This is a genomic window from Serratia sp. Ag1 (assembly GCF_000743355.1).
Taxonomy (GTDB): Bacteria; Pseudomonadota; Gammaproteobacteria; order Enterobacterales; family Enterobacteriaceae; genus Chania.
In genome coordinates this window covers 78,865-98,044 of the sequence record NZ_JQEI01000003.1, presented here as the reverse complement: position 1 = coordinate 98,044, position 19,180 = coordinate 78,865, and the positions used below count along the sequence as shown (strand labels likewise).

Genomic DNA, 19,180 nt, shown 5'->3' with positions numbered 1-19,180 from the left:
GGATAAAAAATGAACAAACTTTCTCTCGTGTTTTCTAGCCTGCTGGTGATGGCTTCTGTCAGCGTGGTTGCTGCAACGACAACTGGTGAAAATGACGATCTCAGCCTGCAACCGTTGGAAAAGGTTGCCCCATTCCCAAAAGCAGAGAAGGGGATGACCCGACAGGTGATTTATTTGCCGAAACAGGAAAATGAACAGAATTTCAAAGTGGAATTACTGATCGGTAAAACGCTCAGCGTGGATTGTAACCGCCATATGATGGGGGGCACTTTAGAAAGCAGAACGTTGGACGGTTGGGGTTATAACTATCTGGTGTTGGAAAAGCTTTCAGCACCGGCTTCCACAATGATGGCCTGCCCGGATAACAGTAAACGACAGGAATTTATTGCTGCTCATTTAGGAGACGCAGCGATGCAGCGTTATAACAGCAGGTTACCGATCGTGGTTTACGTGCCTAAAGATGTTGAAGTACGTTACCGCATCTGGTCTGCCAGCGAGTCTATCGGGCGTGCCGTAGAGAAATAAGTGCCAGCAGATAGCCAAGTATTTTTCATCAATGCAATCTGCCAGTCAGCGTTGACCGGCAGATTGCATTGCTTGAAACACAGAGATAAGTTTTGGTCTGCCGACAGCATAATGTATATCCCCTAAGTACCATCATTTTTAATGCTACTTTTTATATTGCAGATCTCTTTATTTAAAGAGTTGAATATAATAAATCCGAGAAATAGCATTGTAGAGACAGCGAGGAAGCATAATCCTGTGATTATAGAGTCAATAGCTTTGTTTCTTTCATTTTCTATTGCCTTGAGTAGTGTTTTGACTTTTGTTTTTGATGTTGAGGTGACATAACCACATGCATCATCATAAATTTGCGGAAGAGAGCTTTGATACTGAGCACAATGTGTTTTATCTATTAATATACCTGAGTTTTTATTGTATATATTTTCAGGGGAGACATAAATTTTGTTACCCTGCTGACTAAAGGTGGCGTATCCATTTTTATAATTTAGAAGTGTATCAGTTATTAAGTTAACGCCATAAATAGCACTGAAGGCAAAAATAAAACTAACCAGAATGAAATCAAAACCGATGAAGTTTTTATGCCCCATAGGGCCAAAGAAACCGCTAAACCAAAAGGACGTGCGTATAAATCTGCCTTTTTTAATGTTCTCTTCAATCAACTTTGCATCGTCTATGGATGTAACATTGATCCCTTTTAATAGCCGGTAAATTTGCGTTTCAAAGGAGTGGTTGCTCTGTGTTTTTAACTTTTCGCTACGGAAACCTACGCCCGATATTACTTTAAACAGAAATGTAAAGGCTCCCATTCTAATGAGTAGCAGGCAAATAAGTAAAAGCATTAACAAATCTTTACTTTCACTTATTGTGAAAGAATCAAGCATTACTAATCCTCTCGTTAATGAGTGTTAATATTGATCATATAAAATTACATAGAGTTTGATAAGTCTTTTCCCCAAAAAGCATAGAAATTGTTACTTGTCTTTATGGAGCGGTATCATATGGTGACTCCTCTCTAACAATAGTGTTTTTTCAACAGCACATTTCACTATTTTTCTGGCTATGTTGTGAATTCAATTGGTTATTCTGCTATTTAATAAGTGATTGCTTTTAAATAGTGTCGAGTAATAAAAAAGAGTTATATTCATTATTGCAATAGCAGTTTATTGCTATTCATAATGTTTATCTGGAAATTCAAATTTATTCATTAGATTTTTTTATGTTTTTGTGATGGGAGCAACCCTGTTTGGGTTGCTTTGGGGCTGAAACTAAAGTTGCCTTACAAGACTTCGACAAGCTGGAACTCTTCAAAGACGAGCTCCATGTGCTCAGTGTAAGTCCCTTCACGTGCGAAAAAGGCCTGGTGAGCGGCTCTCCAGTAATTCAGGCTTAAATCGCCTTCACCTTCTTTACTTGCCTGTTCTTCGGTAACCTCAGAGAACCGAACAATGCGTAGGGCAAGAGTTCTGATGACGCAAACGGGCTGGCCGATACCATTCAGAATGATACTGTAGCCACCGATTGAAGGAGATACATCTTCTTGTTCAAAGGAATTTAAGGAACCACAACTAGCGGTTTTTTTACCTTGAATGACTAATGCGACAAGTTCATCGGCAAGCTCTGGTGAATCGCCAAACGCCCAAGATACGGCGTGTGGGTATTTTACTGTTAAACGATCAATAGCAACCTGTGCAGATACAGACATTTGAGGATCCTTTTCGAGGGGACAATTTATTGTATGTTTTTTTAAAATTACTAGAATTCAGGCAATAAAAAACCCGCTAGTCTTGAACCTAAAACGGCGGGACTAACGGGCTCCACAAATTGGGGACATCAAAGAAAAGCAGTGGCACTAATTCAGACTATCGGCGGATCGAAAAGTTCTGGCTGCCGATAAAAAAAACGAAAATATTTTCTTCGAAATGACTCCTCTCGCTAATACATCATCCCCATATCCCTGGCCAGACCACCACAATCAGCGAACCTGCCAGAGTTAACAATACGTTAGCGATAGCGTAGGTTCCGGCATATCCCAGCGCAGGGATATTACTGCGCGCGGTATCGCTGATGATTTCCATTGCTGGGGCACAGGTACGCGCTCCCATAATGGCTCCGAACAGCAAGGCACGGTTCATGCGCAGAATGTAGGCGCCAAACAGGAAACAGATAATCACCGGGACCAGGCTGACGATTAAACCGGCAATCAGCATCTGCCCACCAACGGCACCCAGGCTATTACCAATGCCTGCACCAGCACTCAGGCCAACACCCGCCATAAATACCATCAGGCCAAATTCTTTCACCATATTGAGCGCACCCTGCGGGATGTAGCCGAACGTGGGATGGTTGGCACGCAGGAAACCCAGCATAATGCCGGACATCAGCAGACCTGCGGCATTACCGATACCGAATGAAAAGTTGCTGAACTGGATGGTGATTTGCCCAATCAGTAAACCGATAATAAAAAAGGCGCAAAATGCCAACAGATCGGTAACCTGGCTATGAATCGAGATAAAGCCAATCTTCTCTGCCACGCTCTTCACGCGGCGTGCGTCGCCGCTGACCTGCAAGACGTCGCCTTTGTTCAGGACAATGCTGTCATCAATCGGCATTTCAATCTGGCTGCGGATCACGCGATTGAGGAAGCAGCCGTGATCGGTCAGTTTCAACTGACTCAGGCGTTTACCCACGGCATTACTGTTTTTAACCACGATCTCTTCGGTCACAATACGCATATCCAACAGATCGCGGTCGAACACCTCTTTACCGTTACGGAAGCTGGGATCGAGGCGTGCATGGGCATCGGGGTAACCCACCAACGAGATCTCGTCCCCGACCTGTAACACGGCGTCACCGTCTGGGTTGGCCAAAATACCGTTGCGGCGAATACGTTCGATATAACAGCCGGTCTGGCGATAAATACCGAGTTCACGCAGGTTTTTGCCATCAGCCCAGGCCACCAGTTCCTGACCGACGCGATAAGCGCGGATCACCGGCAGATAGACTTTGCGTTGGCTGTCGGTATCCAGGCCACGTTCGCGGGCGATCTGCTGGGCTGAGGTCGAAAGATCCTGGTGCTGTAGTTTTGGCAGGTAGCGTGCACCAAAAATCAGGCTCACCAAACCAATCAAGTAAGTCAGTGCATAGCCCAGGCTCAGATGATCCTGGGCCACCAGCAACGCCGGGCCGTTGGTGATGGTGTTCCGCAACGTATCGCCAGCCCCTACCAGCACGGGTGTGGAGGTCATTGAACCGGCGAGCATACCTGCAGTGAGGCCGATATCCCATTGGAACAGTTTGCCAAGACCGAGGGCAAGCACCATCGCTGAACCGACCATGACCAGCGCCAGCATAAAATAGTTTTTGCCGTCGCGGAAAAAGATTGAGAAAAAGTTCGGGCCAGCTTCAACGCCAACACAAAAGATAAACAGCATAAAACCGAGGTTCAGCGCTTCGGTATTAATAGCGAAATGTTGCTGGCCGAGTAACAGCGACACCACTAAAACGCCAATGGAATTACCGAGTTGAACGGAACCCAGACGGATTTTTCCGAGGCAGAGCCCCAGGGCGAGGACTACAAACAGTAACAGGATATAGTTACCGCTTAACAAACTAGCGACGTTTATGTTCACTTGGGATAACTTATTGTTTACCAGTAAATTCTTGATGTATAAAACTATAAGATATAAATTTACCCATAGAATATAGGGATAAAAACTTATAGAACAGTTAACCAGCGGAAGGCAATGCAGACCATCGATCGGCGGCGCTTATTCTAGTCTCTATGACACGCGACAGCCAGCATAAAGCACGCGCTACCCGATACATTTAACCCTCTTTAATAACCAAGGAAAAGTTCAGCCAGTTTTGGCTACTCATCACAGCCGCTGTGATAAGACTGTTTTTACGATGAAGCCAGTGGTGACATCGCTAAAGAGGAGACCTATATGACCAGCCATCGTTACTGGTTGGGTATTTTTGCCAGTTTTCTGCTGTTCAGCCTGATTTTTCTGGGGCAGAAGGGCGGTTTTTTCAGTGGTTCAGAATCTACTCATCATGGTGAAACGGGGTTGTTGCTGTTTGTGATCCCTGGTGCGCTTGCCAGCTATCTATCGAGCAAGAAACGTATTCTGTGCCCACTGCTCGGTGCGCTCTATGCGGTGCCTCTTTGCTTGTTTATCCACTATTTCTGGCTGACACCCGGCTATTCACTCTGGCAGGAACTGGCGTATACCATCAGTGCCGTGTTCTGGTACACCTTTGGCGCAATGTTGTATTTATTTATCCGTGCTGTTGGGAATGCATTGCAGTAGTGGGGGATAGTAATAAGTCAAAAGGCACCCAGAGGTGCCTTTTGACGGTTTCACAGTAAAGGGTTACTGGAATAGGCTCAGATTTTCTTTGGCATAAGCTTCGAAATCGGTGTAGCCGCCAATGTGTTTTTCATCAATAAAAATCTGTGGCACGGTTTCTACCGGTTTACCGACCGTTTTTTCCAGATCGGCTTTCGAAATACCTTCAGCGTGGATATCAACATAGCGGAAGTTGAAGTCATCGCGCTCTTCTGTCAACTTTTCTGCCAATTCTTTCGCACGGACACAGTAAGGGCAGCCTGGACGGCCGAAGATTACAGCAAACATGTCACACTCCTAGTCTGTTATTCAAATTATTGACCGCTATTGTAACGACACTCCATCCGTCATAAAAAGACCCCAGGAGCGCGATCATTCACGATATTACTCCCTACTATGCCCGTTGCCACAGGCAAAAAAAAGCAGACTCTGCCTGTTGGTTTGATTCGCAGAACCAATTAATCATTAAGGCTGTTGCAGCAGCGGGGAATTCACTACACTGAGCACAGCAAGTTGGGAGAGGAAAATATGCGTTCATTCGGTGACTTATCGCGCTCGGTGTTAGTGCTTGAGGGTGTTGGCATGGTGTTATTGGTGCTGGCTTACCTGAGTATTAATGACTACGTGCGTTTACCCGGTATGTTGGCTTCGCAACAGATCGCAGTGGGTATGATCTTTCTTGGTGTGGCGTTGATGGTTCCGGCTGCGGCGTGCCTGGTCTGGCGTGTGGCGCAGGGATTCAGCCCGTTATTGCGCGATCGCCAACCACCGAAGAAAACGCCAACAGCCGATAAAAATGACCACGGCTCGCAGGAATAACTGTGGCTATGGGTGTGCCTGCCTGCGCAGGTGATAACGTCCGGGGTGACGAGTGAAAATTGCCATTCTTTCGCGTGATGGTTCATTGTATTCATGCAAACGGCTGCGAGCAGCGGCAGAACAACGCGGGCACAGTATCGACATTATCGATCCGCTCTCTTGCTATATGAATATCAATCCGGCAGCACCGACCATTCACTATCGTGGTCGCCAATTGGAGCGCTATGATGCGGTGATCCCGCGTATCGGCTCAGCGATTACCTTTTATGGTACCGCCGTGCTGCGCCAGTTTGAGTTGCTTGGCAGCTTCCCGTTGAATGAATCCATTGCTGTCACCCGCGCGCGCGACAAGCTGCACTCACTGCAGCTGTTGGCGCGTCAGGGAATCGATTTGCCAATCACCGGTTTTGCCCATTCACCGGATGATACGGGCGATTTGATCGAGCTGGTGGGTGGGGCCCCGTTGGTTGTGAAACTGGTAGAAGGCACTCAGGGGATTGGCGTGGTACTGGCGGAAACCCGTCAGGCAGCAGAGAGCGTGATTGATGCGTTCCGTGGCCTGAATGCCCATATTCTGGTGCAGGAATATATTCGCGAGGCGCAAGGCAGCGATATCCGTTGTCTGGTGGTGGGCGGGCGAGTGGTGGCAGCGATTGAACGGCAGGCCAAACCCGGTGAATTTCGTTCAAACCTGCATCGCGGGGGCACGGCGCGCAAAGTGCATATTACTGGCAAAGAACGTGCTACGGCGATCAAAGCTGCTGCAACGCTCGGGCTGGACGTAGCCGGTGTCGATATTTTACGCGCTGAACGCGGGCCTTTGGTGATGGAGGTGAACGCCTCGCCGGGGCTAGAAGGGGTAGAAACCACCACAGGGCTGGATATTGCCGAAATGATGATTGAGTACATCGAGCAATGTGGTAAGCCTGGTTTTCGGCTGAAGTCAGGAGGGGGAGCTCAGAGGCGGTAACTCCCTTTTTTACCTAGTAATATTTTGTATTGCATCGTTCGTAATTATCTGATTAACGAATTTAGTGCCTTTGATCGTGGTATATCGATTGAATATTCCGTAAGCTATGCGCCTTTTCACGTTTTTGAACATTGTGAGGCTGGCTACAAATGGATTCACTCATCGTCCCCGATTTGGCGTTATTACGACGTTGGCTGGATCAACTGGGTATCTCATTCTTTGAATGTGACTCTTGCCAGGCGCTGCACTTGCCGCATATGCAAAACTTCGAAGGCGTGTTTGATGCCAAAATTGATCTGGTCGATGATGTGGTTCTGTTCTCTGCGTTGGCTGAGGTAAAACCGACGGCATTGATCCCTTTAGTGGCCGATCTGAGCCAGATCAATGCCAGTTCACTGACGATCAAGGCATTTGTCGATATTCAGGATGATAATCTGCCAAAACTGATTGTCTGCCAGTCGCTGAGCATTGCCGTTGGCGTGGCTTACGAACAGTTTGCTCATTTTATGCAGCAGGGGGAAGATCAGATCTCGATGGTTATCCTGGAAGCCAGGGCGAATGATCTGCTGTTTATGGGTGACGAAGAAGATAACCCGGCTACCGCTGCCCGCCAGCCAATGTTGCATTGATCCCTCTGTACGTTATGCATGCCGTAGCTCCTGCGGCATGCTGCCACTGATAACCTCCGCAATAAAATATTCTGCATTTTCTCTTTATGGCCACATATTTATCGCTGTTTTTACCGCAATTGGCGTAGCACATAAAGAACTGCTACATAAAAAATCGTGAAAAGGCGTTTTTTACTCTGAAGGCTGGTACACCCTGGCAACTCCGGTTATGCTGCTGATTCTGTTAGGGCTTGTATTTCTCTATGATGAGTACGCAGGTTGAGCAGATAAAAAATGCAAATAATCAATTGGATAGCCATTCATTCATAGCCATAACGATTGTGCTCGATGAGTTGAAGGTTTTGTATCAATTCAGGATACAAATTTACCCCTTGTTTTTGGAGGAAGTTACGGATGGTCAACCAACGTAAAAAGTGGTTATCGGGTGTTGTCGCCGGTTTGCTGATGGCTGTTTCTGCCACAACGTCAGCTGCGGAAAATACGCTGCACATCTACAATTGGTCCGACTATATTGCGCCGGATACCCTCGCTAAATTCCAGAAAGAAACTGGTATTAAAGTGGTGTATGACGTCTTCGACTCCAACGAAGTGTTGGAAGGCAAACTGATGGCGGGCAGTACTGGCTATGACTTGGTGGTGCCTTCGTCCAATTTCCTTGAGCGCCAGTCCAAGGCCGGTATTTTTGAAGCACTGGATAAGAGCAAGATACCCAATTACAAAAATCTCGATCCTGAGATGCTGAAATTGGTGGCTAATAACGACAAAGACAACAAATACGGCATCCCTTATATGATGGTAACGACCGGCATCGGTTATAACGTCGACAAGGTGAAAGCTGTATTGGGTAAAGATGCGCCAGTTGATAGCTGGGATCTGATCCTCAAGCCAGAAAACCTGGAAAAACTCAAAAGCTGCGGCGTGTCGTTCCTGGATGCGCCAAGTGAAGTGTATGCCAGCATATTGCACTACCTGGGCAAAGATCCAAACAGTACCAATGCGGAAGATTACACCGGAGCAGCGAACGATTTGCTGATGAAGCTGCGCCCGAATATCCGCTATTTCCACTCTTCGCAGTACATTAACGATCTGGCGAACGGCGATATCTGCGTGGCTATCGGCTGGTCCGGTGACGTCATGCAGGCGGCCAACCGCGCCAAAGAAGCGAAGAACGGTGTCAATGTGGCCTATACCATTCCGAAAGAAGGGGCGCTGGCTTATTTTGACATGTTTGCGATGCCAGCAGATGCGAAAAACAAAGAGGCGGCTTACCAATTCCTGAACTTTCTGCTGAAGCCGGAAATTATTGCCGACATCAGTAACCACGTCTTTTATGCCAACGCGGTGAATGAAGCTACTCCGCTGGTCAATGCCGAGGTGCGCGATAATCCGAACATTTATCCACCTGCGGATATTCGTGCCAAGCTGTTTGCTTTGAACGTACAGTCGCCGAAAGTTGACCGTGTTATTACCCGCGCTTGGACTAAAGTTAAAAGCGGGAAGTAATATTTAACAGCTCTGCAGATAGGGCTTGATATTATCTGACCAGCAGGCGGGAGCTAACCGCCTGCTTTGCCATTTTGGGCCATGGTCATCACCGTGGTTATCTGTACTGCTTTATCCGGAGAGCACCCCGATTGAACGACGTTATTCCCCGTCCTCAAGCCAAATCGCAGAAGGTATTCACCCCTCTGCTGGAAATTCGCAACCTCACCAAAACCTTTGATGGCCAGAATGCAGTCGAAGACGTGAGCCTGACGATCTACAAAGGCGAAATATTTGCACTGCTCGGCCCTTCCGGTTGCGGAAAATCCACGCTATTGCGCATGTTGGCTGGCTTTGAACAGCCCACGGCTGGGCAGATTGTTCTTGATGGACAGGATCTGTCCCACGTACCGCCGTACCAGCGCCCGGTGAACATGATGTTCCAGTCTTATGCGCTATTTCCGCATATGACCGTGGAGCAAAATATCGCTTTTGGCCTCAAGCAAGACAAAATGCCACGTGCGGAAATCAACGATCGCGTAACGGAGATGCTTTCTCTGGTGCATATGCAGGAATACGCAAAGCGTAAACCGCACCAGCTTTCTGGTGGTCAGCGTCAGCGCGTGGCGTTGGCTCGCAGTTTGGCTAAGCGGCCAAAACTGTTGTTGCTGGATGAACCGATGGGGGCGTTGGATAAAAAGCTACGTGATCGTATGCAGCTCGAGGTGGTGGATATCCTGGAGCGCGTAGGCGTGACCTGTGTCATGGTCACCCACGATCAGGAAGAAGCGATGACTATGGCGGGGCGTATTGCCATCATGAATCGTGGGAAGTTCGTGCAAATTGGTGAGCCGGAAGAGATTTATGAACACCCGAACTGCCGTTTCAGCGCTGAATTTATCGGCTCCGTTAACGTGTTTGACTGCGTGTTGCAAGAGCGGCGGGACGATGCCCTGATCCTGCAAAGCCCTGGTTTGCGCCATGCGTTGAAAGTGGATCCCGATGCTTCTGTTGTCGATGGCGTGCCGATCCAAGTGGCGCTGCGCCCAGAAAAAATCATGCTGTGTGAAGATCTGCCGGAAGACGGTTGCAACTTTGCGGTTGGCGAAGTGGTGAATATTGCCTACCTGGGCGATCTGTCGATCTACCATGTGAAATTACTCAGCGGGCAAATGATCAGTGCTCAGTTGCAAAATGGTCACCGCTTCCGTCGCGGAATGCCAACCTGGGGTGATGAAGTGCGCCTGTGTTGGGAAACCGATAGCTGTGTGGTCTTGACGGTGTAGTTGAGAAGGTGAGGAGTAACCATTATGACATTGCTTTCTGAACGTACGCCGGAACCCCCAGCCCGCACGCCCGGTGCGATAAAAGCGTTCATCCAGCGTTTGCAGATGGCTCATGGCCGCAAACTGGTGATCGCGCTGCCGTACCTGTGGCTGGTGCTGTTGTTTATGTTGCCATTCCTGATCGTCTTCAAGATCAGCCTGTCGGAACTGGCGCTGGCAGTGCCACCTTATACCGATCTGATGACTTGGGCAGAGGGCAAGCTCGATATTGCGTTGAATTTTGCCAACTACCTGCAACTGGTTGAGGATCCACTGTACATTGACGCCTATCTGCAATCTTTGCAGATTGCGGCGATTTCTACGCTGTGCTGCCTGGCAATCGGTTATCCGCTGGCGTGGGCGGTGGCGCACAGCAAGCCTTCAACGCGTAACATCCTGCTGTTGCTGGTGATTCTACCCTCTTGGACATCGTTCCTGATCCGCGTGTATGCCTGGATGGGGATCCTGAAGAACAACGGCGTGCTGAATAATTTTCTGATGTGGTTAGGCGTGATCGATCAGCCATTGGTGATCTTGCATACCAATCTGGCGGTGTATATCGGCGTGGTTTATTCCTATCTGCCGTTTATGGTGTTGCCGATCTATACCGCATTGATCCGTCTCGATTATTCGCTGGTGGAAGCTTCGCTGGATCTCGGTGCCAAACCGCTGAAAACCCTTTTCAGCGTGATTGTGCCATTGACGCGCGGCGGCATTATCGCGGGTTCGATGCTGGTATTTATCCCGGCGGTGGGCGAGTTTGTGATCCCGGAACTGCTCGGTGGGCCTGATAGCATCATGATTGGCCGTGTCCTGTGGCAGGAATTCTTCAATAACCGTGATTGGCCAGTGGCCTCTGCGGTGGCCACGATCATGCTGTTACTGTTGATTGTGCCGATTATCTGGTTCCACAAGCACCAGAACAAGGAAATGGGAGGCCAGGGATGAATAACTTACCGGTCGTGCGTTCACCATGGCGTATTGCCATTCTGGTGCTGGGTTTCACCTTCCTGTATGCGCCAATGCTGATGCTGGTGATTTACTCGTTTAACAGCTCAAAGCTGGTAACCGTATGGGCAGGGTGGTCAGTCCGTTGGTACGTCGAGCTATTTAATGATTCGGCGATGATCAGAGCCGTTGGATTGAGTCTGACCATCGCGGCGGCGTCGGCTACGGCGGCGGTGATCCTTGGCACCATTGCGGCTGTGGTAATGGTGCGCTTTGGTCGTTTCCGTGGTTCAACCGGCTTCGCCTTTATGCTGACGGCACCGCTGGTTATGCCGGATGTGATTACTGGCCTTTCGTTGCTGCTGCTGTTTGTGGCTATGGGGCATGCTTTCGGCTGGCCGTCGGAACGCGGTATGTTCACTATCTGGTTGGCGCACGTGACTTTCTGTACCGCTTATGTTTCGGTGGTGATCAGTTCGCGCTTGCGTGAGCTGGATAGATCGATTGAAGAAGCCGCGATGGATTTGGGCGCTACGCCGCTGAAAGTGTTTTTTGTGATCACGCTGCCGATGATTGCTCCAGCCTTGCTTTCTGGCTGGATGCTGGCGTTTACCCTGTCGCTGGATGATTTGGTGATTGCCAGCTTTGTTGCCGGGCCAGGGGCCACTACGTTGCCGATGCTGGTGTTCTCCAGCGTGCGGATGGGGGTCAACCCGGAAATTAACGCCTTGGCGACGCTGATCCTGTTGGTTGTTGGTGTTCTCGGTTTTATTGCCTGGTGGTTTATGGCACGCGCAGAGAAACAGCGTGCGCGCGAGCTGCAAAGGGCGGCTCGCGGTTGATAGCATTAACCTGACTCAACGCGCCGCGTGTTCTGGCGGCGCTTTTTCACCGGTTACAGATAAGTTTTTGCAGCCAGACAGTGTTACAATCTGCGCCCTCATTGGTCACCCTGATTTCACGGTTAACATTCATGCATTGCGCTTTGTACTCGGCAAGCACTTGCCGTTCCTGCCAGTGGCTGGAAAAGCCCTATTCGCAGCAACTGGCTGAAAAACAGCATCACCTCCAATCGCTACTGGCTGAACGCCCGGTTGCGCAGTGGTTAGAGCTGGTTGCTGGTGAGCAAAGTGCATTTCGCAACAAGGCCAAAATGGTGGTGAGCGGCAGTGTTGAACGCCCGCTCTTGGGGATGTTGCACCGTGATGGCTCAACGGTTGATTTGTGCGCCTGTCCACTTTATCCCGCCAGCTTTACACCGGTATTCAGCTTATTAAAAAGCTTTATTGCCCGCGCTGGGTTGACGCCTTACAACGTAGCGCGCAAACGCGGTGAACTGAAATATCTGCTGCTGACCGAAAGCACTTATAATGGCGGCATGATGTTGCGCTTTGTACTGCGCTCAGAGAGCAAGGTGGCGCAGTTGCGTGCGGCTTTGCCTTGGCTACAGCAGCAGTTGCCGCAGTTGCAGGTGATTTCCGCCAATATTCAGCCAGTGCATATGGCGATTATGGAAGGGGAGTACGAAATCCCACTGACCGAACAGCAAGCGTTGGAAGAGCAGTTCAATCAGATACCGTTGTATATTCGTCCGCAGAGTTTTTTCCAGACTAACCCGCAGGTCGCCAGCTTTCTGTATGCAACTGCGCGCGATTGGGTACAGGCGTTGGGTATCGAGAGCATGTGGGATCTGTTTTGTGGCGTGGGTGGTTTTGGTTTGCACTGTGCGCAGCCACAAACGCATTTGACCGGGATTGAGATCAGCGCTGAGGCTATCGCCTGTGCCAAGCAGTCGGCGCAGACGCTGGGTTTGCAGCAGGTTGATTTCCAGGCCCTGGATTCAACCCGTTTTGCCACGGCAGAAGGGGAAGTGCCGGAACTGGTGTTGGTCAATCCACCGCGCCGTGGGATTGGTAAAGACTTGTGTGAGTATCTCAACCGCATGGCACCGGGATTTATTCTCTATTCGAGCTGTAATGCGCAGAGTATGGCGCAAGACATCACCATGTTAGCGGACTACCGTATTGAGCGCGTTCAACTGTTTGATATGTTCCCGCACACTGCACATTATGAAGTGCTGACGCTGCTGGTGCGTAATTAAAAAGAGCCTGGCAAGCAGGCTCTTAAGAAGCATGTAAGATGTTTACTGCGGGAACCACTTGTCGTTGATCGCCTTGTAGGTGCCATCCGCTTTGATTGCCTCCAGCGCGGCATTCAGTTTAGCCAAAAGCGCCTGATTATCAGGACGTACAGCAATACCCAAACCGGTGCCAAAGTAGGCTGCATCTGTGACATGCTCGCCCACCGGGGCCAGCGTCGGGTTAGTCTTCAGCCATTGGTTGACCACCGCAGTATCACCGAACACCCCATCGATGCGGCCATTTTTCAGTTCCAGAACCGCATTCTGGTAGCTGTCATAAGAGACGGTGTTGATCTCAGGATGTCTGTCTTGCAGGTATTTCTGGTGAGTCGTGCCGTTCTCCATGCCGACTTTTTTACCTTTCAAATCAGCCAGCGAGTTGAACTTCCCTTTCTCGGCGATCACGATCGCTGAGTTGGCATAGTATGGCTGAGTGAAAGAAACCTGCTTGCTGCGCTCTGGTGTGATGTCCATTCCAGAGATTACCGCGTCATACTTTTTGAATTTCAACGCCGCGATCAGGCTGTCAAATGCCTGATTGGTAAAGGTGCAGTCTGCCTGCATCTGCTTGCACAGGGCTTTCGCCAGATCGATATCAAAACCGACGATCTGGTTATTAGCATCAAGAGATTCGAACGGTGGGTAAGTGGCTGAAGAGGCGAAACGGATGGTATCTGCGGCGCTGGCATTAAAGGTAACTCCGGCCAGGATAGCGGCGGCAACTAATAGCTTTTTCATGCGTAAAACTCCTGTCAAAAATATTTTTTATCGCGCCATCATTGGATTTTATCTGGCGGCTTTTTGGGTGACTATGCTGACAATATGTCATTTAATGAATTAATATGCAATTTAAATGACTTAAAATTTAGTGGGGAGTATAAAAAAGCCCTGCATCAAGCAGGGCTGGATAAAGCCGGGGAAGGTCAGTTGCGGCGTTCGAATGCCAGAGCGCGGCGTTCTATCTGGCGCATCAGTAATGTCAGCAACCCGTTGACGCACAGGTAAACAATACCGGCGGCACCGAATACCATCACATCGTAAGTGCGGCCATACATCAGTTGGCTATAACCCATGACTTCCATCAGCGTAATGGTATAAGCCAACGAGGTACTTTTGAAGACCAGCACCACCTCGTTGGAGTAAGACGACAGCGCACGCTTGAAGGCAAACGGCAGCAGAATGCGCAGCGTCTGCTTGCGCGACATGCCCAGAGCTTCGCAAGATTGCCACTGGCCGCTTGGTATCGCCCGTACCGCACCGTGGAACAGCAGAGTGGTATAGGCGGCGCTGTTCAGCGCCAGCGCGATCATCGCACACAGCCAAGGCTGTGAAAGCAGGTTCCACAGCCACGGATATTCGCGGATCACTGGGAACTGACCTGGGCCGTAGTAGATCAGGAAGATCTGTACCAGCAATGGAGTACCCGTGAACAGCGTAATGTAGATTTTCACCAGGGGGGCGAGAATCGGCATTTTCAGCGTCAGGATCACCGTCAGCAGCAGCGACAGCAGTAAAGCCACCAACAGCGCCACAATGGTGAGCGACAGGCTGGTATGTAGCCCTTTAAGGATTTCGGGTAAGAACTCAAGCATCAGGATGGCCCCCGTTCAAAACGCGTCGTACGGAGTTCGATCCGTTTGAGGATGTACTGGCTGAGCAGGGTCACGAGCAGATAAATCGCCGCTGCGATCACGTACCAGGTAAAGGGTTCCTGAGTGCGGGTGGCGATGCTCTTGGTTTGCAGCATCAGATCGTTGACGCTGATCAGTGACACCAGCGCGGTATCTTTCAACAGCACCAACCATTGATTACCTAAACCAGGCAATGCATGGCGCCACATCTGCGGCATGATCAGGCGGAAGAAGATTGCTGCTTTCCCCAGGCCCAGCGCCTGACCGGATTCCCATTGGCCTTGTGGTACAGCTTTCAGCGCACCCCGCAGCGTTTGTGAGGCGTAGGCTGAATAGAGCAGGGCCAGCGCAATCACGCCGCACAGGAACGGGCTGACTTCGAAGTTATCGATAGCCAACTGGACCGGCAACTGGAACAGGCCAAAATTCAGGGTAAAGCCATCCGACAGCATCAGTAGCAGTTGCGATGAACCGAAATAGATAAACAGCACGACCAGAATTTCCGGCAGGCCGCGCAGCACGGTCACCCAAGCGGTGCCGAGCCAACTGACCACTTTCCAGCGTGACGATTCCCACACGGCAAACAGCATCGCCAGGATCAGCCCAAGGATCAGGGCACAAACGGCAAGGCCGACGGTCATCCCGGCGGCACTGGCTAAAGGTTGAATTTCATTCATGGATGATGATTACTGCTGGAACCATTTTTTATAGATGGTTTCGTAAGTCCCATCCTGTTTGATTTTGTCCAGGGCGGCGTTGAATTTGCCCTGCAGTTCGGTATTTTGCTGACGCACGGCGATGCCCAGCCCGGTACCGAAGTAGCCTTGGTCAGTCACTTTGTCACCCACGGTGGCCAATTCAGCGTTCTGCTTCAGCCATTCGTTGACCACAGCGGTGTCACCGAATACCGCATCAACCCGGCCATTTTTCAGATCCAGAATGGCATTCTGATAGCTGTCGTAAGGCACTGTGTTGATTTCCGGGTGCTTGTCGGTCAGGTATTTCTGGTGAGTGGTGCCGTTCTGCACGCCAACACGCTTACCTTTCAGCGTAGCGACGTCGGCCACTTTGCCTTTCTGCGCAATAAACGACGCTGAGTTGGCATAGTAAGGCTGGGTGAACAGCACCTGCTTTTCGCGCTCAGGGGTGATGTCCATCCCAGATATGACCGCATCGAAACGCTTGAATTTCAGGCTGGGGATCAGGCTGTCAAAGGCCTGGTTGGTGAAGCTGCAATCAGCCTGGATCTCTTTACACAAAGCATTAGCCAGATCGATGTCGAAGCCCTGAATTTTATTGTCGGCTCCGATAGATTCGAATGGAGGATAGGAAGCCTCCATGGCGAAACGGACTTTTTCAGCCGCAGAGGCGGAAACGCTGATGCCTGCCAGAACGGCGGCAATGATAAATTTTTTCATTGCAAACTCCCCTAAAAACAGCAAGTCAAATTATTAGTGTGATAAGTAGTTGGCAAATTCAGCGGTTTGCGGCTGCGCAAAGTGGCTGGCATCGCCCTGTTCCACGACATGGCCGTTTTCCATATACACCACACGGCTGGCGGTTTTACGTGCCACTTCAACTTCGTGGGTGACGATCACCTGAGTGATGCCGGTACCGGCCAGTTCGCGGATGATGCTGACAATCTGGGCGGTAATTTCTGGATCCAGCGCGGCGGTGGGTTCATCGAACAACAGCACCTGGGGTTCCATCATCAACGCGCGGGCAATCGCTACGCGCTGCTGCTGGCCGCCGGAAAGATGCAGCGGAAAACGATCGGCAAAGTCGGTCAGGCGCAGGCGCTTGAGCAGCTTATCGGCACGCTCCATTGCCTGTGCCTTGGTCAAACCAAGCACGCGGCAAGGGGCTTCGATCAGGTTTTGCACCACCGTCAGATGGGGCCAGAGATTATATTGCTGGAACACCATGCCGACGTTCTGGCGCAGCTCACGGATGGCTTTTTCACTCGGCGTCTGTTTGAAGTCGAATTGATTGCCCGCGATCTGCAGGTGGCCTGAACGTGGCATTTCGAGCAGGTTCAGCACCCGCAGCAATGAGCTTTTCCCTGCGCCGCTTGGGCCAAGCAGCACTAGGGTTTCCCCCGCTGGGCAATCCAGTGTGATGTTGAACAGCGCCTGATGTGCGCCGTAAAAGCAATTGATATCTTTAAGTTGAATACTCATGCGCCGGAATTGAATAGACATTGATGTCGCGAATGTTAACTTCCACAGAATACTTATGCAATCTTTGTGAGTTAAAATTTATTACTGTGCGTCATAATGATGAAACAATAGCACAAGATACCGATACTGGCGCACGAATGGCGGATTTGTCGCGTACTGTGTGATATTGATAGCGAATTTTTTTAAGTTGCTGAGAATTTGTGCATAGTCAATGCAGGCATTGGACAACCCGCGTATAGCGTGCGGTGGCTGAGGTGGTATCCTTGCTCAGGAAGCGTTTGAGTGAAACAGGAAAATAGGCAGATGAACATCAGGTTAGGGATCATTGCCATAACGTTAATGCTACTGGTAGGTTGCCAAAACTCACGGCACAGCACCGTGGTGGATCGCGGCAGTTATCAGGTGGAAACGCAGCATCAGGCGCAGGGAGCCGATCAGCGCATCCGTTTTCTGGTCATGCATTACACCGCCGAGGATTTCCATTCCTCATTGAAAACGCTGACCGATGAGCACGTCAGCGCTCATTATCTGCTGCCTGAGCATCCTTCACTGCGGTGCGGCAAACCCGTCGCCTTTCAATTGGTCCCCGAAGAGATGCGGGCCTGGCATGCCGGTGCCAGCAGTTGGCGCGGGCGTACCAACTTGAATGACACTTCGCTGGGGATTGAGATCGTCAACCCTGGTTTCCGCCATACTTTGCTGGGCAAACAGTGGCAGCCCTACAGCCGCGAGCAAATTGAGCTGCTGATTCACCTCAGCGGCGATATTGTGCAGCGTTATGCTATAAAACCGACGGATGTGGTAGGCCACAGCGATATTGCCCCGCAGCGTAAACAGGATCCTGGGCCGTTATTCCCTTGGCAACAGTTGGCGCAGGCGGGTATTGGCGCCTGGCCGGAGCAACCGGAGGTAGAACGTTATCTGGCGGGGCGTGATAAACAGGCATCAGTGCCGATGGCTACGATGCTGGAAAAGCTGGCACGTTATGGTTATGCCGTCGATCCGCAGTGGGATGCCAAGCAACAGCGTAATTTGCTGGCAGCATTTCAGATGCATTTCCGGCCCAGCGATTTTCGCGGTGAATCGGATGCCGAGAGTGAAGCGATTATTGATGCACTGCTGAGTAAATACGGTGCGACACCCTGATTACAAACCGTGCAGCTTGCCGTGATCTTTCAGCCAGCGAGCCGTGCGGCTGATACCTTCTTCCAGCGAAATCAGCGGCTGGTAGCCTAATTCCTGCTGTGCTCTGGAGGTATCCAGCGTCAGGTCAAAGTTGAGTTTGGCTACGCCATAGTGAGTCAGTACGGGCTCTTTTTCGCTTTTGTTGTTCAACTTTTCCATGCCGCGAGCAAGCACATCCAGCATCGGATAAGGCACCGAGCGGATGCGGCACTTTATCCCCAATTCGTCGATCAACTGTTGTACCACCTCGCGTAACGGGCACACCTGCTGGTTGGTGATGTTGTAGGCGCGGCCCGACGGCGTATCCTGCCGTTGCGTTGCCAGCCACATGGCGTGAGCGGCGTTTTCCAGATAAGTCATGTCCACCAGCGCATTGCCCCCACGCGGCAGCAGCAGGCTACCGTAGTACTTCATCATCTGCAGCAGGCGTGGCAGCATCACTTTGTCGTGTGGGCCAAACAGCCCGTGCGGGCGCAGAATAGTAAAGTGGGTTTGCGGGTTGGATAACGCCAGTTGCTGGATCACCTGTTCACCCGCAGCCTTACTGCGGGCAAACTCATTGGCGAAGCGCAGCGGACGGAAGTCTTCGCCCACATTGCGATGATGGCGATAATCAAAGTAAATTGCTGGTGAAGAGATATGGATGAACTGCTCGACGCCATAGGCCGCAGCCCATTCCCCCAAACGGCGTGTGGCACGCACGTTGGCCAGTTCAAACGCCTTTTCCGTGCCCCACGGGGAGGTAAAGCTGGAGCAGTGCCATAACACGTCTACGTCTGCCAGCATGGCTTTGGCCTGCGAGGAAACGAGGTTGGTGAGATCGGCATGAATGAATTCGACGCCCAGTTTTTCCAACAGGCTGCCTATCGCCTGGTTGCGACCTGTGGCCCGGACTTTGATGCCTTGACGGCGGAGATATTCAACGGCGTTACGGCCTAAACCACTGGTTGCACCGGTGACCAATACCTTCATAGCGAACTCGAGTTCTCACCAAAAA

The 19,180-nt window shown here is 50.5% G+C and carries 21 protein-coding genes; 11 read left to right on the top strand and 10 right to left on the bottom strand.

Annotation, left to right across the window (positions count from 1 at the left end; translation table 11 throughout):
- Positions 1 to 9: 9 nt before the first annotated feature.
- On the top strand, positions 10 to 525 hold the full coding sequence (eco, locus tag IV04_RS01785) for a serine protease inhibitor ecotin (protein ID WP_037393937.1): 516 nt from the start codon (positions 10 to 12) through the stop codon (positions 523 to 525).
- A gap of 122 nt (positions 526 to 647) precedes the next feature.
- Here eco and IV04_RS01780 read toward each other — a convergent pair whose 3' ends face one another.
- The 3 genes from IV04_RS01780 to IV04_RS01770 form a co-directional block, all read right to left on the bottom strand.
- Complete coding sequence (locus IV04_RS01780) at positions 648 to 1,406, bottom strand: hypothetical protein (RefSeq protein ID WP_037393934.1); 759 nt, start codon at positions 1,404 to 1,406, stop codon at positions 648 to 650.
- A gap of 395 nt (positions 1,407 to 1,801) precedes the next feature.
- Positions 1,802 to 2,227: an ASCH domain-containing protein gene (locus IV04_RS01775; protein WP_037393931.1), complete on the bottom strand. Its 426-nt coding sequence runs from the start codon at positions 2,225 to 2,227 to the stop codon at positions 1,802 to 1,804.
- A gap of 238 nt (positions 2,228 to 2,465) precedes the next feature.
- Positions 2,466 to 4,154: an aspartate:alanine antiporter gene (locus tag IV04_RS01770; protein ID WP_037393928.1), complete on the bottom strand. Its 1,689-nt coding sequence runs from the start codon at positions 4,152 to 4,154 to the stop codon at positions 2,466 to 2,468.
- A gap of 315 nt (positions 4,155 to 4,469) precedes the next feature.
- On the opposite strand from IV04_RS01770, the gene IV04_RS01765 reads away from it, so the two are divergent.
- Positions 4,470 to 4,835, top strand: a complete 366-nt coding sequence (locus IV04_RS01765) for an inner membrane protein YbjM (protein WP_037393925.1) — start codon at positions 4,470 to 4,472, stop codon at positions 4,833 to 4,835.
- Between the two features lie 63 nt (positions 4,836 to 4,898).
- On the opposite strand, the gene IV04_RS01760 is transcribed toward IV04_RS01765, so the two are convergent.
- Complete coding sequence (locus tag IV04_RS01760; protein ID WP_037393922.1) at positions 4,899 to 5,162, bottom strand: GrxA family glutaredoxin; 264 nt, start codon at positions 5,160 to 5,162, stop codon at positions 4,899 to 4,901.
- 240 nt (positions 5,163 to 5,402) lie between these two features.
- Between IV04_RS01760 and IV04_RS01755 the strand changes: the two genes are divergently transcribed.
- The 8 genes from IV04_RS01755 to rlmC all read left to right on the top strand — a co-directional run bounded on the left by IV04_RS01755 (position 5,403) and on the right by rlmC (position 13,148).
- Entirely contained in the window at positions 5,403 to 5,693 is a 291-nt protein-coding gene (locus IV04_RS01755) for a YbjC family protein (RefSeq protein WP_051916584.1), read from the top strand.
- 52 nt (positions 5,694 to 5,745) lie between these two features.
- Positions 5,746 to 6,663, top strand: coding sequence for a 30S ribosomal protein S6--L-glutamate ligase (rimK, locus tag IV04_RS01750; protein ID WP_037393920.1), 918 nt, complete (start codon positions 5,746 to 5,748; stop codon positions 6,661 to 6,663).
- 149 nt (positions 6,664 to 6,812) lie between these two features.
- Positions 6,813 to 7,292 carry a YbjN domain-containing protein gene (locus tag IV04_RS01745; protein WP_037393918.1) on the top strand — a complete coding sequence of 160 codons (480 nt, stop codon included), beginning with the start codon at positions 6,813 to 6,815 and terminating at the stop codon, positions 7,290 to 7,292.
- A gap of 393 nt (positions 7,293 to 7,685) precedes the next feature.
- Positions 7,686 to 8,795: a spermidine/putrescine ABC transporter substrate-binding protein PotF gene (gene potF, locus IV04_RS01740; RefSeq protein WP_037393916.1), complete on the top strand. Its 1,110-nt coding sequence runs from the start codon at positions 7,686 to 7,688 to the stop codon at positions 8,793 to 8,795.
- Between the two features lie 131 nt (positions 8,796 to 8,926).
- Positions 8,927 to 10,060, top strand: coding sequence for a putrescine ABC transporter ATP-binding subunit PotG (potG, locus tag IV04_RS01735; protein ID WP_037393913.1), 1,134 nt, complete (start codon positions 8,927 to 8,929; stop codon positions 10,058 to 10,060).
- Positions 10,061 to 10,084: 24 nt separating this feature from the next.
- The gene (potH, locus tag IV04_RS01730) at positions 10,085 to 11,047 is read left to right on the top strand and encodes a putrescine ABC transporter permease PotH (RefSeq protein ID WP_037393910.1); all 963 of its coding nucleotides are present in this window, start codon (positions 10,085 to 10,087) and stop codon (positions 11,045 to 11,047) included.
- Positions 11,044 to 11,889 carry a putrescine ABC transporter permease PotI gene (gene potI, locus IV04_RS01725; protein ID WP_037393908.1) on the top strand — a complete coding sequence of 282 codons (846 nt, stop codon included), beginning with the start codon at positions 11,044 to 11,046 and terminating at the stop codon, positions 11,887 to 11,889. The genes potH and potI overlap by 4 nt, the downstream gene beginning before the upstream one ends.
- 131 nt (positions 11,890 to 12,020) lie before the next feature.
- Positions 12,021 to 13,148 (top strand): 23S rRNA (uracil(747)-C(5))-methyltransferase RlmC, encoded by a 1,128-nt coding sequence (gene rlmC / locus IV04_RS01720; protein WP_037393906.1) that lies wholly within the window; start codon positions 12,021 to 12,023, stop codon positions 13,146 to 13,148.
- A gap of 42 nt (positions 13,149 to 13,190) precedes the next feature.
- Here the strand turns inward: rlmC and artJ (IV04_RS01715) are convergent, their stop codons facing one another.
- The 5 genes from artJ (IV04_RS01715) to artP form a co-directional block, all read right to left on the bottom strand.
- Positions 13,191 to 13,925 carry an arginine ABC transporter substrate-binding protein gene (gene artJ, locus IV04_RS01715; RefSeq protein ID WP_037393903.1) on the bottom strand — a complete coding sequence of 245 codons (735 nt, stop codon included), beginning with the start codon at positions 13,923 to 13,925 and terminating at the stop codon, positions 13,191 to 13,193.
- Between the two features lie 185 nt (positions 13,926 to 14,110).
- Positions 14,111 to 14,779 carry an arginine ABC transporter permease ArtM gene (gene artM / locus IV04_RS01710; RefSeq protein WP_037393900.1) on the bottom strand — a complete coding sequence of 223 codons (669 nt, stop codon included), beginning with the start codon at positions 14,777 to 14,779 and terminating at the stop codon, positions 14,111 to 14,113.
- On the bottom strand, positions 14,779 to 15,495 hold the full coding sequence (gene artQ / locus IV04_RS01705; protein WP_037393898.1) for an arginine ABC transporter permease ArtQ: 717 nt from the start codon (positions 15,493 to 15,495) through the stop codon (positions 14,779 to 14,781). Before artQ ends, artM begins: the two co-directional genes overlap by 1 nt.
- Before the next feature lie 9 nt (positions 15,496 to 15,504).
- Positions 15,505 to 16,236, bottom strand: coding sequence for an arginine ABC transporter substrate-binding protein (gene artJ / locus IV04_RS01700; RefSeq protein ID WP_037393896.1), 732 nt, complete (start codon positions 16,234 to 16,236; stop codon positions 15,505 to 15,507).
- 33 nt (positions 16,237 to 16,269) lie between these two features.
- The gene (gene artP / locus IV04_RS01695) at positions 16,270 to 16,998 is read right to left on the bottom strand and encodes an arginine ABC transporter ATP-binding protein ArtP (RefSeq protein ID WP_152562789.1); all 729 of its coding nucleotides are present in this window, start codon (positions 16,996 to 16,998) and stop codon (positions 16,270 to 16,272) included.
- A 303-nt stretch (positions 16,999 to 17,301) separates the two neighbouring features.
- Here artP and IV04_RS01690 point away from each other — a divergent pair, with 303 nt between their 5' ends.
- Complete coding sequence (locus IV04_RS01690; RefSeq protein WP_037393890.1) at positions 17,302 to 18,144, top strand: N-acetylmuramoyl-L-alanine amidase; 843 nt, start codon at positions 17,302 to 17,304, stop codon at positions 18,142 to 18,144.
- Here IV04_RS01690 and IV04_RS01685 read toward each other — a convergent pair whose 3' ends face one another.
- The gene (locus IV04_RS01685) at positions 18,145 to 19,155 is read right to left on the bottom strand and encodes an NAD(P)-dependent oxidoreductase (RefSeq protein WP_037393887.1); all 1,011 of its coding nucleotides are present in this window, start codon (positions 19,153 to 19,155) and stop codon (positions 18,145 to 18,147) included.
- Positions 19,156 to 19,180: the final 25 nt, after the last annotated feature.

Excerpts from the sequence above, each read along its gene's own strand:
- eco (WP_037393937.1), top strand. The coding sequence starts at position 10 with ATGAACAAACTTTCTCTCGTGTTTTCTAGCCTGCTGGTGATGGCTTCT.
- IV04_RS01780 (WP_037393934.1), bottom strand. The coding sequence starts at position 1,406 with ATGCTTGATTCTTTCACAATAAGTGAAAGTAAAGATTTGTTAATGCTT.
- IV04_RS01775 (WP_037393931.1), bottom strand. The coding sequence starts at position 2,227 with ATGTCTGTATCTGCACAGGTTGCTATTGATCGTTTAACAGTAAAATAC.
- IV04_RS01765 (WP_037393925.1), top strand. The coding sequence starts at position 4,470 with ATGACCAGCCATCGTTACTGGTTGGGTATTTTTGCCAGTTTTCTGCTG.
- IV04_RS01760 (WP_037393922.1), bottom strand. The coding sequence starts at position 5,162 with ATGTTTGCTGTAATCTTCGGCCGTCCAGGCTGCCCTTACTGTGTCCGT.
- IV04_RS01755 (WP_051916584.1), top strand. The coding sequence starts at position 5,403 with ATGCGTTCATTCGGTGACTTATCGCGCTCGGTGTTAGTGCTTGAGGGT.
- IV04_RS01745 (WP_037393918.1), top strand. The coding sequence starts at position 6,813 with ATGGATTCACTCATCGTCCCCGATTTGGCGTTATTACGACGTTGGCTG.
- potF (WP_037393916.1), top strand. The coding sequence starts at position 7,686 with ATGGTCAACCAACGTAAAAAGTGGTTATCGGGTGTTGTCGCCGGTTTG.
- potH (WP_037393910.1), top strand. The coding sequence starts at position 10,085 with ATGACATTGCTTTCTGAACGTACGCCGGAACCCCCAGCCCGCACGCCC.
- potI (WP_037393908.1), top strand. The coding sequence starts at position 11,044 with ATGAATAACTTACCGGTCGTGCGTTCACCATGGCGTATTGCCATTCTG.
- rlmC (WP_037393906.1), top strand. The coding sequence starts at position 12,021 with ATGCATTGCGCTTTGTACTCGGCAAGCACTTGCCGTTCCTGCCAGTGG.
- artJ (WP_037393903.1), bottom strand. The coding sequence starts at position 13,925 with ATGAAAAAGCTATTAGTTGCCGCCGCTATCCTGGCCGGAGTTACCTTT.
- artM (WP_037393900.1), bottom strand. The coding sequence starts at position 14,779 with ATGCTTGAGTTCTTACCCGAAATCCTTAAAGGGCTACATACCAGCCTG.
- artQ (WP_037393898.1), bottom strand. The coding sequence starts at position 15,495 with ATGAATGAAATTCAACCTTTAGCCAGTGCCGCCGGGATGACCGTCGGC.
- artJ (WP_037393896.1), bottom strand. The coding sequence starts at position 16,236 with ATGAAAAAATTTATCATTGCCGCCGTTCTGGCAGGCATCAGCGTTTCC.
- artP (WP_152562789.1), bottom strand. The coding sequence starts at position 16,998 with ATGAGTATTCAACTTAAAGATATCAATTGCTTTTACGGCGCACATCAG.
- IV04_RS01690 (WP_037393890.1), top strand. The coding sequence starts at position 17,302 with ATGAACATCAGGTTAGGGATCATTGCCATAACGTTAATGCTACTGGTA.
- IV04_RS01685 (WP_037393887.1), bottom strand. The coding sequence starts at position 19,155 with ATGAAGGTATTGGTCACCGGTGCAACCAGTGGTTTAGGCCGTAACGCC.